This window comes from Sulfitobacter geojensis (genome assembly GCF_000622325.1).
In the GTDB taxonomy this organism is placed as follows: Bacteria; Pseudomonadota; Alphaproteobacteria; order Rhodobacterales; family Rhodobacteraceae; genus Sulfitobacter; species Sulfitobacter geojensis.
In genome coordinates, this window is sequence record NZ_JASE01000005.1 from 2,218,642 (window position 1) to 2,232,874 (window position 14,233).

The window sequence follows — 14,233 nt, forward strand, 5'->3', positions numbered from 1 at the left end:
ATCATGGCAAAGACATCGGGTAAACTGCGGATTAATCTGGCGCTTCAGGGGGGCGGTGCCCATGGGGCATTCACCTGGGGCGTGCTGGACCGGCTGCTTCAGGAAGACGACATCGAAATCGGTGCCATTTCCGGCACCTCTGCGGGGGCGCTGAATGGCGCAGCACTCAAGGCAGGGTGGGTCAAGAACGGCGCACAGGGTGCCCGCGACAATCTGGACTGGCTGTGGATGCAAGTGGCCGGTGTTGATGATCTTGAGAAAACCGGCTGGATGGCACCGCTTGGCGTCGGCGCGCTTAGCACAGCGCTCGAGTATAGCTGGCCGGTGGCGATGGCAGATGCGATCAACAATGTAACCTCGCCTTACAGCTACGGGCCGTTCTACCGTAATCCGCTGACCGATATCGTCGCGAAGTTCGATTATGACAAGGTCTGCAACGATGTGTTGCCGCTTTTGCACATCTGCGCCACGCGGGTGCGCAATGGCAAAATCAAAGTGTTCTCGGGCGATGAAATCAGTGCGGATGCAATCATGGCGTCGGCCTGTTTGCCAACCCTGTTTCAGGCGGTGGAGATTTTCGATCCTCAAACCGACCGGGTCGAAGGGTTCTGGGACGGCGGTTATACCGGTAATCCGGCGCTGTTTCCCTTGTTTGATGACGCGCTGCCGGCGGATATCGTTATCATCAACATCAACCCGCTTGAACGCGAAGACCTGCCTTTGACCCCAAAGCAGATCCAGAACCGGATCAACGAAATCAGCTTTAATTCCAGCCTGTTGCGTGAACTAAGGGCGATTGATTTTGTGCAACGCCTGCTTGACGAGGGCACGATCCCCGAAGAACGCATGCACCGTGTGCGCGTGCACATGATCGCGGATGACGCCCTAATGGAGCAATTGTCGGTGGCGACAAAAACCGTACCCAATGCGGCCGTGATCGCCAAGCTGAAGCTAGCAGGGCAGCAGGCTGCACAGCAGTTTCTGGTGGATCACAAGGCCAAGATCGGCAAGGAAAGCAGTGTCAATCTACGCGAGATGTTTGCATGACCTGTTGTTGCGATCGGTCGGCGGATTGAACAGCGTGGGGCCGATAGCCTAGCTCAGGTCTTATCGGTGCGCGCGGCTTCGACTTCGGCAATTTTGTCCGCCAGATCAAGCACATCCTTACCGTCTGCGACCTGTGGACGATCCGGCGGATATGCCAGCCCGGCCGAAATCACCAGCTTGGCGGCATCTTCTACAGTCATGTCCAGTTCGATCACATCGGATTTGGGGAAGATCAACAAGAACCCCGATGTGGGGTTGGGCGTTGTAGGCAAAAAGACGGAAACCATCGCTTCGTCTTTCTCACCGGTTTTCAGGGCGACTTCACCTTTTGCGGCGGTCGAAATGAACCCCAAGGCCCAAATGCCACGGCGGGGATATTCGATTAGACACGCCTTTTCGAAACTGCGTTCGGATTGGGCGAAAATCGTTTCCGAGATCTGCTTGATACCCGAATAGATTGTGCGCACCACGGGTGTGCGCTGGACAAGGCTTTCGGCAAATCGGATCATCGAGCGGCCAATATAACCCTTGGCCAACCACCCGACAAAAATCGTGAAAATCAGAAAGATGACAACGCCAAGTCCGCGCACATTGATCTGCACGGAAGGGTCCAGCCCCAGCATGTCCTGCAACATCCGGTCCGGGTGATAGGACGACGGGACCAAGGGCAGCACAAACCCGTCGATCCAGCCGACAACCGACCAGATCAGCCAGATCGTCAGCCCGACAGGGGCGATCACCACAAGCCCCGTCAAAAACGATGCGCGCAGCGATCCAACGATACTGCCCCGTTTTCTGGGGGGTGTTTCTAGGTCAAAAGGCGTGTTCATGTTTGTTTCTGATCCGGTCTAGACCCGTTTCAGTTAAGTGCTTTATGCGGCTGCTACAATGGGTTGCACAGCGCATACGCCTAATTTCATCGTGTGGTGCTGCGTATTCGGGCATCCGCAGGGATCAGGACTGCCGCGATCTCTGCCGCCAGCCGCGCATTATTGCGCACTAGTGCGATATTCGCGGTGAGCGAGCGCCCTTCGGTCAGTTCAAAAATTCGCTGCAACAGGTAGGGGGTGACGCCCTTGCCGGTGATGTTATGGGTTTCCGCGTCCTGCTGGGCCTGGGCAATCACCGGGGCCAGTGTCGCGGCGGGAATCTCATCCTCAGCTGGGATCGGGTTGCCGATCAATTGTCCTCCCGGCAGGCCCATGGCCGCGCGTGTCAGATGCGCCGCTGCGATCTCTGCCGCTGAATCCAGTCGCAAGGGCGCAGCCAAATCAGAGGTCGCCGACCAGAACGCCGGAAAGCTGTCCTGTCCGTACGCAATGACAGGAACCCCTTGGGTTTCAAGCACTTCAAGGGTCTTGGGTACATCCAAAATAGCCTTTGCACCCGCGGCAACAACCGTGACCGGCGTCTGCGCCAGCTCCAGAAGATCGGCCGAAATGTCAAATGTCTCTTCCGCACCTTTATGCACGCCGCCAATGCCGCCGGTTGCAAAAACCGCGATGCCCGCCAAATGTGCCGCAATCATCGTGGCGGCGACAGTCGTAGCACCGGTGCCACCTGTGGCGATACAAACCGCCATATCCGCACGGCTGAGTTTCGACACGTTCTTGGCCTGCGCCAGTGCAATCAACTGCTCCGCCTCAAGGCCGATGTGCAACTGCCCGTCAATCACCGCGATGGTGGCGGGCGTGGCACCGGCGGCGCGCACATCCGCTTCGACCTGTCGAGCAACCTCAAGGTTTTGCGGATAGGGCATGCCGTGCGTGATGATCGTGCTTTCAAGCGCCACAATCGGGCGTCTACCGTCACGGGCCGTGGCCACTTCGGTGCTGAAGGTCAGGGGGAAATCTGTCATATGGTGGTCTCTCCTGAGACATAAAGGGCCGCCGCTTCAAGGGCTTGGGCCAATGCTTTGGGGGCATCATGCCCGTTTAGTTCGGCTGCGATATGTGCTGCCATAAAGGTGTCACCGGCCCCTGTCACACGGGTCACATGAACCTGTGGCGGTTCTTGGGTCACGATGCCTGCGGCACCGCCGACAGTGGCCGGATTGCTGCCGTCCGTGACGACCGCACGCACCGCGCCGCGCGCCAGCAGGGCGCGGGCGGCTTCGGACGAATTGGCAAAGGCGGTCTGGCACAACAGCCCCGCCTCTTCGAGATTCACGTAAAGCGTGCCGCGTTTCGCCTGAATAAAGGGGCTGAGGCGCAGTGCCTTGCCAGGAGAGGCAGGTGCGACGCGCAGATCAGCCGCGGCGAGCAGCGGGCTTTGCGCCATTTGGCCAAGCAGATCGACGGTCAGGTTGCCATCCAGAGCGATGGCACCGGTATATGGCGCGGGCAGGCTGCCGTCGGTCAGGGGGCGCAGTATTTTATCGCCCGCGGATTCTAGCGAATGGGCGTCTGCAATGGCCGCAATCAACCCGTTTGCTCCTTCGACGGCCATGTACTTATCTGTTGGCAAATCGTCCGAGCGGTAGATGAATTCGGTCAACAGGCCGCGCACCTTGCACGCCTCGATCAGGGCATCACCGTCGGTGTCGCGCCCGACGGCACTTAACAGGGCCGGACGTAACCCGAAACGGGCCAGCGCCATGCCGATGTTCAGGGCCACACCGCCCGGCAATTGCGTGATGCGCCCGGGCATGTCAGACCCTTGGCGCATGGTGTTTTCCGACCGGCCAATCACATCCCAAAGGACGGAACCGATGCACAATATATCAGGTGTTGCATTCATAGCTGCGGTTTACCCGCGCGGGGCCGCCGGACGCAAGCAGGATACTGCGATTTACTCCGGTACCGCAAAGGTCAGCGCAGCCCAGTAGGTCTGCCAGACGATGGCGTTTTCCTCAGCATTGGCATCCGCCGCAGGGTGCAAAACAACTGCATCGAAAAGGTATTCGTGGCCTGCGGACACGGGGATCACCGCTTTGCCATCGGCATCGGTGCGGTGCAGGGTGATGTCGACGCTGTCGTCAGGCGCGCGTGCGAAAACTTCGACCTGCGCATCCGGGCGGGGGGCGCCGTTGAGGTACAGCATCACTTCCATGGTTCCGTCAAAACCGTCTGCGTATGGGTTACTCAACGCGACAAACTCGGTTTTCAGGCCAGCACCGCTGTCGTTTCCCGCCCCGTTGCCCACGGCAATCAACGCTTTGATATGGCGCGAATAGATTTCGCGGAACTTTACCTGTGACCAGCCTGCGGCGATGTGATCTGCTTCGGCATTGGGAAAATCCTTGTGCGCTGCAAATTTTTGAAACTTTGCCCATTCCCGATACGTCACTGTTGAAGTGGTTGTTTCATGCACCACACTAAGCAACTTGTCCTCGACAGGCAGGGCAATATCCAGCGCCGGAGAATCACCGGATCTGGGGGTGACGGGAAAGGGCGTGCCATCAATCAGGATGTCGAAACGGGTCGAGCTGCGGTCAAAGAATGACTGTGAATTGCCTTTGAAATCTTCGCCATTCTTAAAATGCGCTTGAATTCGATCACCTGCATCTAGTTGATAAGACAAGGGCTCTATCCAGTATTCATGCGCTTGCGCACCAAGTGGTAGAGCACAAAGCAAAAGGGAAAAGAGGCGGTGAGGAAACATGACAACAACTTTCATTAAGACAGCGTACAAGCTGGTGGTACTGACAGGTTTGTCAATGCTTGGCTTTCTGTTTTCAGCAGACGCGCGTGCCCATGAGGTTGAACCGACCATTGGCGATCTAACTGTCGCGCAGGGGCAGGCCGAACTGGTCCTGCGGATCAATCTGGAAGCCTTTATCGCGGGCATTGATCTGGATGCGGTGAGCGACACCAATGACGCGGAAAACGCGGCGGGCTATGATGCCCTGCGGGCCATGTCGGGTGAGGACATTCGCGCACGTACACCGGCGCTGCTGGACATGTGGAATGATCTGCCGCTCGTCTCGGTTGACGGGGAGCCGGTTGAACTCGAAAGCCAGTCGATCCGCGTACCCGATGATGTGGACATCGAATTGTCACGGGTGTCCGAATGGGTCCTGAGCGGCGCGGTTGCACAGGACGCACAGAACGTCACTGTCTCATGGCCCGACGGCGGCGGCGCGATGGTGCTGCGCCAACAAGGGGTGGAGGCACCCTTTACCGGATATCTCGCAGGCGGCGAAACCAGCAGCGAAATCTCACTCGCCGGTGGCGATGCCATGTCGGCCTCACAAGCGCTGATCAGCTATATTCCGGTCGGCTTTGACCATATCCTGCCTCAGGGGTTGGACCATATCCTGTTTGTTTTGGGGCTGTTCCTGCTGTCCACCCGTTGGGGGCCGCTGCTGTGGCAGGTCACCGCCTTTACGCTGGCGCATACCGTCACGCTGGCATTGGGTGCGACGGGCTGGGTCAGTATTCCCGGATCCATCGTCGAACCGCTGATTGCCGCATCAATTGTCTATGTCGCGGTTGAAAACATCTTTATGCGCGGGCTCAGCAAGTGGCGCCCGTTGATTGTCTTTGGTTTCGGATTGTTGCACGGGCTTGGCTTTGCCTCTGTGCTGGGCGAATTCGGATTGCCGGATGGTCAGTTTATTCCGGCGCTGATCGGCTTTAACGTCGGCGTGGAACTGGGACAGTTGACCGTGATTGCCCTGGTCGCCTTGTTGATATGGCTGAGCGTGCGTGCCGCTGAAGCCGCCAAGATCGACGGCGAAGAGGGGGCCGTGCGCAGCTATCCGGTGATGTTCCGCGCCGTTTCCGTGACCGGATCCTTGCTGATCGCGATCATCGGAGCGTGGTGGGTGATCGAACGGGTGTTCCTGTAAACGCGCGTCGCAAACAATTAGGGTGGGTTTGCGCCCACCCTAACCCATGGCTTTGATCAGGGAGCCAAGCGCTGCAGCAGGGGCATCCTGCGACCAGATTTCATCGCCGATGCCGAAGAAATCGGTGTAAGGGGCCAGCGCGCGGACCATGTCTTCGCTTACGCCGCCCTCTGCAACGACTGGCACTTCAATCACTTCTGACCACCATTCAAAGATCTCGCGCTCTGCAAAGGATCCGTCGCCCAAAGCGCTGGCCTGCACCGGTCCAAAGCTGATGTAATCCGCACCCGCTTCACCAGCGGCCATGCCGTCATGTTTGGACGGGCCACAAAAGCTGCCAACGATTGCATCTTCGCCCAGCTCCTTGCGCGCATACCGCACGGAGCGCGCCGCATCAGAAAGGTGCACACCGTCAAGGCCAAGACGTTCGACCATCAGCAAATGATCTGTGACCACCAAAGCCACATCGCGTGCATGGGTCACCTCGCGCAGCGCATCGGCGGCGCGTGACAGGTCGACTTCATCCTTGGTGGACAGGGCGAGACGCACGCAGGCGACTGGATGCGCATCCAGAACGCTTGCCAGTTGCGGTGTAAATACGGCGAGGTCGATCTCGGTCGGGGTGATCAGGTAGATTTGCGGCTGGTCGGGCGTGTCCATCGGGGCGTCCTTTTGCGGTAACTCATGCAGCACTAGCCCAAGGCTGCGGAAAAGAAAACGGGGGTTTGCATGCGGCGGGTGGCCTTGCAGGCGCATACACCCGCGCGTATGACGCGGTTTATGTCAGATATAGTGATCCCTCCCGCCATTCCTGCTTTTGTTCTGGTCCGCCCGCAGATGGGTGAAAACATCGGGGCTGCGTCCCGTGCGATGTGGAACTTCGGCCTTGATCACATGCGCATCGTCGCACCGCGTGACGGCTGGCCAAATCCGGCGGCGGTCGCCATGGCCTCGGGCGCGGGGCGGTTGCTGGACGAGGCCAAGCTTTGCGCGGATCTGCCCGATGCGCTGGCGGATTGCGATTTCGTTTTTGCCACCACGGCGCGGGACCGGGATTTGACCAAACCGGTCTACAGCCCCGAAGCCGCCATGAACGAGGCGCGCAAACGCATTGCGTCGGGCCAGCGCGTGGCAGTGCTGTTCGGACCCGAACGCGCAGGGCTGGAGAACGACGACATAGCCCGCGCCAATGCGATTGTTTCGGTGCCGGTAAATCCGGCGTTTGCATCGCTGAACCTTGCGCAATGTGTTTTGCTGATGGGCTATGAATGGATGCGCGGCGGCGATGGCGTCGTCGCACATGAAGACGGTTTGGCCGGCACGCAATGGGCAAGCGGTCAGGAAGTCGAGCATCTGGCCACCCATTACGAGGAGCGGATGGAGGATGCGGGATTCTTTTATCCAGCGCATAAGGAAACCTCGATGAAGGTAAACCTGCGCAACATGTGGTCGCGCATGCCCCTGACGCGGGCGGATGTGCAGATGTTGCACGGTATGATGCGGCAGATGGTGCGTTGGAAAGAACGCGACTGAGGCATTCGGTTGAAGCGGTGCAAAGGTGCGGGCAGGTCCGCACGCGATTTTATTAATTTTCCAAGGAAAATCAGGGCGAGACGCTGTCTCGCGCTCTGCAGGATTTAAAGCCAAAAAGAGGGGGGGCTGATGGGCGGGCGGCGCGCTGTCACAGCGAAGTTGCGGCAAATTGTTCGCGGCGGGGTGTGGCCCTAGACCTTGGCCGTCAGTTGCAATACCACTCTTTCAACAGCGATTTAGAGGCGGAACATGGCTGGAAAACGCAAGCTATTTGAAGATGTCGATAGTGCCCAAGGGCACGAGCCAGTGGTGCAAACGGGTGTGATTGATCGCGGACGCGGCGCGGGGCGCAAAGCCATGCGGGTGTGGTTGATGGTGCTGTTTGCGCTGGTCTTTTTGATGATTGCCGTGGGTGGGATGACCCGGCTGACGGATTCCGGTTTGTCGATCACTGAATGGCGCCCTTTTACAGGTGCCGTGCCGCCGTTGAATGCGGCGGATTGGGCATCGGAATTTGAAAAATACCAGCAAATTGACGAGTTCCAGCTACAGAATGCCTGGATGACGTTGGCAGATTTCAAGCTGATCTATTGGTGGGAATGGGGCCATCGCCAGTTGGGACGTGTGATCGGGCTGGTCTGGGCGATCGGGTTTTTCTGGTTCCTGTTGCGCCGCCAGATCCCTGCCGGTTGGACCGGCCGGTTGTTATTGCTGGGCGTTCTGGGCGGCGCGCAGGGGGCGATTGGATGGTGGATGGTTGCCTCTGGCGTGACCACGGGCGAGGGCGTTCTGGATGTCAAAAGCTATCGGTTGGCGACCCATCTGGGGCTGGCTTTTGTGATCCTCGGCTTTATCACATGGTATGTGCTGCTGCTGGGCAGGTCCGAGCGTGATCTGATGCAAGCGCGGCGGGCCAAAGAGGCGAAGCAGTTTTCATTGGCCACAGGGTTGATGCATTTTACATTTCTGCAAATCCTGCTGGGGGCTCTGGTCGCGGGCATTGATGCGGGTCGGTACTTTATCGACTGGCCGTTGATGCAGGGCCAGTTTTTCCCGCCGGATGCCTTTAGCGAGACACCGGCGTGGCGCAATTTCTTCGAGAACCCCGGTCTTGTACAGTTTATGCACCGGATCAGCGGTTATCTTTCGGCGGTCTTTGGTATTGTCGTCTGGCTGCGCGGACGCAAATCGGCCCACGCCACGACACGCTTTGCTTTCAACGCGGTGATGGCGGTGCTGGCTTTGCAGATCCTCTGGGGCATTACCACCGTTCTTTATGCAGCACCTGTCCATATTGCCCTTGTTCATCAGGCGCTTGCCGTGGTTCTTTGGGTGTTGATCCTGCGCGCACGTTATCTCAGCGCCTATCCCATTGCTTCTCGTATTCAAGGAAACTGACATGACAGCCTATGCCGATTTAATGGCGCACCAGCGCGAGACGCAGGCCCTTTCACAGGTCATGGGCCGGTTGGGTTGGGATCAGGAAACCATGATGCCGCGTGGGGCCGCGGCGCAGCGGGCCGAGGAAATGGCCGCCCTTGAAGGGGTGTTGCACAGCCGGCGGACCGATCCGAAGGTTGCAGAATGGCTCGAGAGCATAGATGCGGCCGGGCTGGACGAGGTCGGCCGTGCGCAGATCCGCCATATTCGCCGTGCCTACGAACGCGCCAGCAAAGTGCCCGCTGCATTGGCCGCGCGGATTGCGCGTGTCACCTCAGAGGCTCAAGGCACATGGGCAGAGGCGCGGGCAGAAGATGACTTTGCCGCCTTTGCACCAACGTTGACCGAAGTTTTGGCGTTGAAGCGCGAGGAAGGGCAGGCGCTGGCCGCCAGCGGCAACGTTTATGATGCGATGTTGCAGGATTACGAACCGGGCACGACCGGCGCCGAGCTTGAGGCGATGTTCGGGGCTTTGCGCCCGGAGTTGAGCAAACTGCGCGCTGCGGTGCGTGAGGCCAAAGCGCCACCACAGCTGACCGGCACCTTTGATGAAGGCGCGCAGATGAAGCTGACGCGTCAACTGGCGCGTACCTTTGGCTATGACATGAGCCACGGACGTGTCGACAAGGCGGTGCATCCGTTTTCTTCCGGTTCGGGGCTGGATGTGCGTGTCACCACACGCACCAACCCGACGGATCCGTTTAACTGCTTTTATTCCACCATACATGAAGTCGGCCACGGCGCGTATGAGCAGAACATCAGCCGTGATTATTTGCTGACGCCTTTGGGGCAGGGTGCCTCGATGGGGGTGCATGAAAGCCAGAGCCGGATTTACGAAAACCAGATTGGCCGCAGCCGCGCCTTCACCGGCTTTCTTTTTGCACAGATGAAGGAAGCCTTTGGCGATTTCGGCGTGGCAGATGCGGAGACCTTTTATAAGATCGTCAACCGCGTTTCTGACGGGTTTATCCGCACCGAAGCGGACGAATTACAGTACAATCTACATGTGTTGATGCGCTTTGATCTGGAGCGGGCGTTGATCAGCCATGATTTGCAGGTCGCCGATCTTGAAGCCGCTTGGAATGACCGTTTCGAGGCGGATTTCGGCTATGCAGTTGATAAGGCATCCAACGGCGTGTTGCAGGACGTGCATTGGTCCGTCGGCCTGATCGGGTATTTCCCGACCTATACGCTGGGCAATGTCTATGCCGGGTGCCTGAACGAGGCGATGCGCGCTGACCTGCCAGAGCTGGATGCAGATCTTGCGCAGGGCAATACCGCCGTGGCGACAGGGTGGTTGCAACAATCGGTACAGCAACACGGCGGGCTATTCGAACCACGCGAGGTGATCGAAAAGGCGAGCGGGATGCCCCCGAATGAAGCCCCGTTGATTCGATACCTTTCACAGAAATTTGGCGATCTTTACGGATTATAAGGCAATATGCGGTCTAAATGCCGCAATTCCCCGCAAATACACGAGATATCTCACGCGATCGGTGTTTCTTTGGTTCCTAAGGCCGACGAATTATGCAATTGTGACGAAGAATTTTTTGCTTAAAGGGTAGCCCCATGAAATCCGTTCTGACACTCGCCGCGACACTCGCATTGGTTTCCACAACTGCTTTTGCTCAAGTAAAAGTAGAAGGTCAGGCGACTGGTAACGCGACCGGCAACGCCGACTTCCCTGTTGAAGTGATTGGTGCCGATGGCAACACATACAACTGCAGCATTGATATCGTAGCAAAGAACGGCACCGAAGTACGCCGTTGTGTTGCAGCCAATGATATCCCTGCCGGCAGCAGCCTGTTCGCGGGTGGTCTGGGTGCAGGCTCCGTATTCCTGGTTGTTCTTGCAGCCGGTGCAGTTGCAGCCATCGCCAGCAGCGGCGGCGGCAACTCTACAAACGGCACCAACTAAACATTTCGCCAATTGGCGATTGATGGAAAAGGCCTCCGGTTTCGGGGGCCTTTTTTGTGTCATCCATGCTGAGAGATCCGGCGTCATACCAGAGCGACAGATGTCGAAGAGCGTAAAAAAATCCGGCCGTGACCGGCCGGATTTTGCGCATTTTCAAATTTCTAGGTGAGCGGCATGGAATGTCTGAATGCCCCGCAAGAGGGGGGCCCGACACAGATTACTCTGCGTCGGTGGCTGTGCCCTCTTCGTCACCCTGATCTGCGATCCACGCGACGCTGACCACAACTTCGCCCTTGCCCGTATCAAACACCTTGACCCCGCCGGCGCTGCGCGAACGGAAGGAAATCCCCTCGATCGGCACGCGGATGGATTGGCCTTTGGACGTGGCCAGCATGATCTGGTCATCCAGTTCTACAGGGAAGCTCGCAACGATCTGCCCGCCGCGCATCGCCTTGTCCATGGCGGTGACACCCAAACCACCACGTCCCCGCACAGGGTAGTCGTGGCTTGAACTCAACTTGCCCGACCCTTGCGCGGTGATCGTCAGCAACAGGTTTTCCGCCGCTGACATTTCCGCATAGCGCGCCTGATCAATGGTCGCATTTGGATCAACTTCTTCGTCAGTGCCGGTGTCCGCATCATCAGCAATGCCCGCCATCGCGCGGCGCATTTTGAGATATGCTGCACGTTCGTCGCTTGTGGCGTCGAAGTGGCGGATGATTGACATGGACACAACCTTGTCGTCCCCGTTCAACTTGATCCCGCGCACCCCGACAGAGGCGCGGCTGTTGAACACGCGCACATCGGTTGCAGGGAAGCGGATTGCACGACCTGAATCGGTGACCAGCATCACATCATCCTCATTCGAGGCGATGCGTGCGTTAATCAGCGTTGTCTCGGCATGCTCGTCCTCAAACTTCATCGCGATCTTGCCGTTGCGCATAACGTTGGTGAAATCGGACAGTTTGTTGCGACGTACCGTGCCTGCCGAGGTGGCGAATACCACTTGCAGGTCGTCCCATTCTTTTTCGTCGCGGTCCACCGGCATGATGGCGGCAATCGAAACACCTGTCGGAATCGGAAGGATATTCACAATCGCCTTACCTTTGGACGTGCGCCCCCCCGCAGGCAAACGCCACGTCTTGAGCTTGTAGACCATGCCATCGGTGGTGAAGAACAACAGCTGCGTGTGGGTGTTCGCCACGAAAAGGGTCGTGACGACATCCTCTTCTTTTGTCGCCATGCCGGACACACCTTTGCCGCCACGACGCTGGCTGCGGAAGTCGATGAGCGGCGTGCGTTTGATGTACCCACCTGAAGTCACGGTCACGACCATGTCCTCGCGGGCAATCAGGTCTTCGTCGTCCATGTCGCCGGACCAGTCGACGATCTCGGTACGGCGCGGCACGGCGAAAAGGTCTTTGCATTCCTGCAACTCGTCCGAGATGATCCCCATGATCCGCTCGCGGCTGCCCAAAATCTCAAGGTATTCCTTGATCTTACCGGCCAGTTCTTCCAGCTCGTCGGTGACTTCCTTGACGCCGATCTGTGTCAAGCGCTGCAAGCGCAGTTCCAGAATGGCGCGGGCCTGAATTTCGGACAGGTTATAGGTGCCGTCTTCATTCGCGGTATGGGTCGGATCGTCGATCAGCGCGATATAGGGCAGGATGTCCTGTGCGGGCCAGCGTCGGGTCATCAACTTTTCACGCGCCTCAGCCGCATCAGCAGAGGAGCGGATGGTCGCGACAACTTCGTCGATATTCGTGACCGCCACAGCAAGACCACACAGGATGTGGCTGCGATCGCGTGCTTTGCGCAACAGATATGCAGTGCGGCGCGCAACAACTTCTTCGCGGAAGTCGAGGAAACAGGTCAGGAAACGGCGCAGTGTCAGCGTCTCGGGGCGGCCACCATTCAACGCCAGCATGTTACAGCCGAAATAGGTTTGCATCGGTGTGAACCTGAACAGCTGGTTCATCACGACTTCGGCAGTCGCGTCGCGCTTCAGCTCAACGACGACCCGCACGCCGCTACGGTCGGATTCATCCTGAACATGCGCGATGCCTTCGATCTTCTTGTCGCGTGCCGCTTCGGCAATGCGTTCGATCATTGTGGCTTTGTTCACCTGATAGGGGATCTCGTCGATGACAATCGCCCAGCGGTCCTTGCGAATTTCCTCGACCCGCGTTTTGGAGCGGATGACGACGCTGCCGCGTCCTTCAAGGTAGGCTTTGCGCGCACCGGAACGGCCCAGCATGATGCCGCCGGTGGGGAAATCGGGGCCGGGAATATAGTCGATCAACTGCTCGGAAGTCAGATCAGGCTCTTCGATCAGCGCAAGGCAGGCGTCAATGACTTCGCCAAGGTTATGCGGCGGAATGTTCGTCGCCATACCAACCGCGATACCGCCAGCACCGTTGACCAGCATGTTCGGGAAACGGGCAGGGAGGACCGTCGGTTCCTGCTGCTTGCCGTCGTAGTTGTCCTGAAAATCGACTGTATCTTTGTCGATATCGGCCAGCAAGTATGACGCAGGCTTGTCCATACGCACTTCGGTATAGCGCATGGCGGCCGCGTTATCGCCGTCCATGGAGCCAAAGTTGCCTTGCCCGTCGAGCAACGGCAGAGACATCGAGAAATCCTGCGCCATACGCACAAGTGCGTCATAGATCGCGCTGTCACCATGCGGGTGATACTGACCCATCACATCTCCGACGGGACGCGCCGACTTGCGATAGCTTTTGTCGTGGGTGTTTCCGGTTTCGTACATGGCATACAGAATGCGCCGGTGAACCGGTTTCAGACCGTCGCGCAGGTCGGGAATGGCACGGCTCACAATGACCGACATGGCATAATCCAGATAGGACGTACGCATCTCGTGCTCGATGGTAACCTGCGGCCCGTCATAGACGTAGGGAGCAGGCAGGTTTTCATCATTGTTATCAGGTGTTTCTGGCGTGTCGTTCACGTTGAAAGCTCGACTTTTGATCAGGTCTACATATAGCGTTCAGATATAGCAGAGAGCGCAGATAAGGTGCAATCCCTGTGGCCCCGCTGCACCGGTTTATCCCGCGCCGCAGCCGCAAGGGATTGTTTTCATTGAAAAGTAAATCTTTTGTGCAAGGCTGATCGTGCAGCAGCAAGAAAGGGAGGTCAAAATGACCCCATCAGAAACCGAGTTGATGCTTAAGGGCTACGGGCTGACCACGGCAGAGTTTTTTTATCACATGCCCGATTATACCCATGTGCTGAACAGCTATATCTGGCAGGACTATGATCTGGCACCGGACCATCCGAAACTGTTTGAATTTGTCGAATTCTGGCAAAGCAAACTGGACGGACCGTTGCATTCGGTGCGTTTTACCCATCGCAAACTGATTGGCGCGGGGGAGTGGCAAAATCAGGTTGGCGAATTCACCCTGCACTAAATGCCGCAACGTCGAATGTTTTTACGCAAGCGTTTGGAAATTCCGTTGGTTAGGCTGATGCCAAATCCATGGGAGG

At 57.9% G+C, this 14,233-nt stretch carries 13 protein-coding genes; 7 read left to right on the forward strand and 6 right to left on the reverse strand.

Annotation, left to right across the window (positions count from 1 at the left end; genetic code table 11):
* The first annotated feature begins 3 nt into the window (after positions 1–3).
* Complete coding sequence (locus tag Z947_RS0112790) at positions 4–1,047, forward strand: patatin-like phospholipase family protein (RefSeq protein ID WP_037938913.1); 1,044 nt, start codon at positions 4–6, stop codon at positions 1,045–1,047.
* A gap of 53 nt (positions 1,048–1,100) precedes the next feature.
* Here the strand turns inward: Z947_RS0112790 and Z947_RS0112795 are convergent, their stop codons facing one another.
* The 4 genes from Z947_RS0112795 to Z947_RS0112810 all read right to left on the reverse strand — a co-directional run bounded on the left by Z947_RS0112795 (position 1,101) and on the right by Z947_RS0112810 (position 4,665).
* Positions 1,101–1,877: a DUF502 domain-containing protein gene (locus tag Z947_RS0112795; RefSeq protein ID WP_025044693.1), complete on the reverse strand. Its 777-nt coding sequence runs from the start codon at positions 1,875–1,877 to the stop codon at positions 1,101–1,103.
* An 86-nt stretch (positions 1,878–1,963) separates the two neighbouring features.
* Positions 1,964–2,905 (reverse strand): pseudouridine-5'-phosphate glycosidase, encoded by a 942-nt coding sequence (locus Z947_RS0112800; protein ID WP_025044694.1) that lies wholly within the window; start codon positions 2,903–2,905, stop codon positions 1,964–1,966.
* Complete coding sequence (locus Z947_RS0112805) at positions 2,902–3,786, reverse strand: PfkB family carbohydrate kinase (protein ID WP_025044695.1); 885 nt, start codon at positions 3,784–3,786, stop codon at positions 2,902–2,904. The genes Z947_RS0112800 and Z947_RS0112805 overlap by 4 nt, the downstream gene beginning before the upstream one ends.
* A gap of 51 nt (positions 3,787–3,837) precedes the next feature.
* Entirely contained in the window at positions 3,838–4,665 is an 828-nt protein-coding gene (locus Z947_RS0112810; RefSeq protein ID WP_338057824.1) for a DUF4198 domain-containing protein, read from the reverse strand.
* Between Z947_RS0112810 and Z947_RS0112815 the strand changes: the two genes are divergently transcribed.
* Entirely contained in the window at positions 4,649–5,839 is a 1,191-nt protein-coding gene (locus Z947_RS0112815; protein WP_025044697.1) for a HupE/UreJ family protein, read from the forward strand. The two genes, Z947_RS0112810 and Z947_RS0112815, sit on opposite strands and share 17 nt — an antisense overlap.
* 39 nt (positions 5,840–5,878) lie before the next feature.
* Here Z947_RS0112815 and Z947_RS0112820 read toward each other — a convergent pair whose 3' ends face one another.
* Positions 5,879–6,499, reverse strand: a complete 621-nt coding sequence (locus Z947_RS0112820) for a thiamine phosphate synthase (protein ID WP_025044698.1) — start codon at positions 6,497–6,499, stop codon at positions 5,879–5,881.
* A 120-nt stretch (positions 6,500–6,619) separates the two neighbouring features.
* On the opposite strand from Z947_RS0112820, the gene Z947_RS0112825 reads away from it, so the two are divergent.
* From Z947_RS0112825 to Z947_RS0112840, 4 genes are all read left to right on the forward strand, one after another.
* A complete protein-coding gene (locus Z947_RS0112825; RefSeq protein ID WP_025044699.1) occupies positions 6,620–7,372 on the forward strand; it encodes an RNA methyltransferase in 753 nt (250 codons plus the stop codon).
* A 249-nt stretch (positions 7,373–7,621) separates the two neighbouring features.
* Positions 7,622–8,770 (forward strand): heme A synthase, encoded by a 1,149-nt coding sequence (gene ctaA / locus Z947_RS0112830; RefSeq protein WP_025044700.1) that lies wholly within the window; start codon positions 7,622–7,624, stop codon positions 8,768–8,770.
* A gap of 1 nt (position 8,771) precedes the next feature.
* A complete protein-coding gene (locus tag Z947_RS0112835; RefSeq protein WP_025044701.1) occupies positions 8,772–10,247 on the forward strand; it encodes a carboxypeptidase M32 in 1,476 nt (491 codons plus the stop codon).
* 134 nt (positions 10,248–10,381) lie between these two features.
* Entirely contained in the window at positions 10,382–10,729 is a 348-nt protein-coding gene (locus Z947_RS0112840; RefSeq protein WP_025044702.1) for a hypothetical protein, read from the forward strand.
* 217 nt (positions 10,730–10,946) lie between these two features.
* Here the strand turns inward: Z947_RS0112840 and gyrA are convergent, their stop codons facing one another.
* A complete protein-coding gene (gene gyrA / locus Z947_RS0112845; RefSeq protein WP_025044703.1) occupies positions 10,947–13,697 on the reverse strand; it encodes a DNA gyrase subunit A in 2,751 nt (916 codons plus the stop codon).
* Positions 13,698–13,887: 190 nt separating this feature from the next.
* Here gyrA and Z947_RS0112850 point away from each other — a divergent pair, with 190 nt between their 5' ends.
* Positions 13,888–14,157 carry an usg protein gene (locus tag Z947_RS0112850; protein ID WP_025044704.1) on the forward strand — a complete coding sequence of 90 codons (270 nt, stop codon included), beginning with the start codon at positions 13,888–13,890 and terminating at the stop codon, positions 14,155–14,157.
* The last annotated feature ends 76 nt before the right edge of the window (positions 14,158–14,233 follow it).

Coding starts and splice junctions, on each gene's coding strand:
- Z947_RS0112790 (WP_037938913.1), top strand. CDS start 4: ATGGCAAAGACATCGGGTAAACTGCGGATTAATCTGGCGCTTCAGGGG.
- Z947_RS0112795 (WP_025044693.1), bottom strand. CDS start 1,877: ATGAACACGCCTTTTGACCTAGAAACACCCCCCAGAAAACGGGGCAGT.
- Z947_RS0112800 (WP_025044694.1), bottom strand. CDS start 2,905: ATGACAGATTTCCCCCTGACCTTCAGCACCGAAGTGGCCACGGCCCGT.
- Z947_RS0112805 (WP_025044695.1), bottom strand. CDS start 3,786: ATGAATGCAACACCTGATATATTGTGCATCGGTTCCGTCCTTTGGGAT.
- Z947_RS0112815 (WP_025044697.1), top strand. CDS start 4,649: ATGACAACAACTTTCATTAAGACAGCGTACAAGCTGGTGGTACTGACA.
- Z947_RS0112810 (WP_338057824.1), bottom strand. CDS start 4,665: ATGAAAGTTGTTGTCATGTTTCCTCACCGCCTCTTTTCCCTTTTGCTT.
- Z947_RS0112820 (WP_025044698.1), bottom strand. CDS start 6,499: ATGGACACGCCCGACCAGCCGCAAATCTACCTGATCACCCCGACCGAG.
- Z947_RS0112825 (WP_025044699.1), top strand. CDS start 6,620: ATGTCAGATATAGTGATCCCTCCCGCCATTCCTGCTTTTGTTCTGGTC.
- ctaA (WP_025044700.1), top strand. CDS start 7,622: ATGGCTGGAAAACGCAAGCTATTTGAAGATGTCGATAGTGCCCAAGGG.
- Z947_RS0112835 (WP_025044701.1), top strand. CDS start 8,772: ATGACAGCCTATGCCGATTTAATGGCGCACCAGCGCGAGACGCAGGCC.
- Z947_RS0112840 (WP_025044702.1), top strand. CDS start 10,382: ATGAAATCCGTTCTGACACTCGCCGCGACACTCGCATTGGTTTCCACA.
- Z947_RS0112850 (WP_025044704.1), top strand. CDS start 13,888: ATGACCCCATCAGAAACCGAGTTGATGCTTAAGGGCTACGGGCTGACC.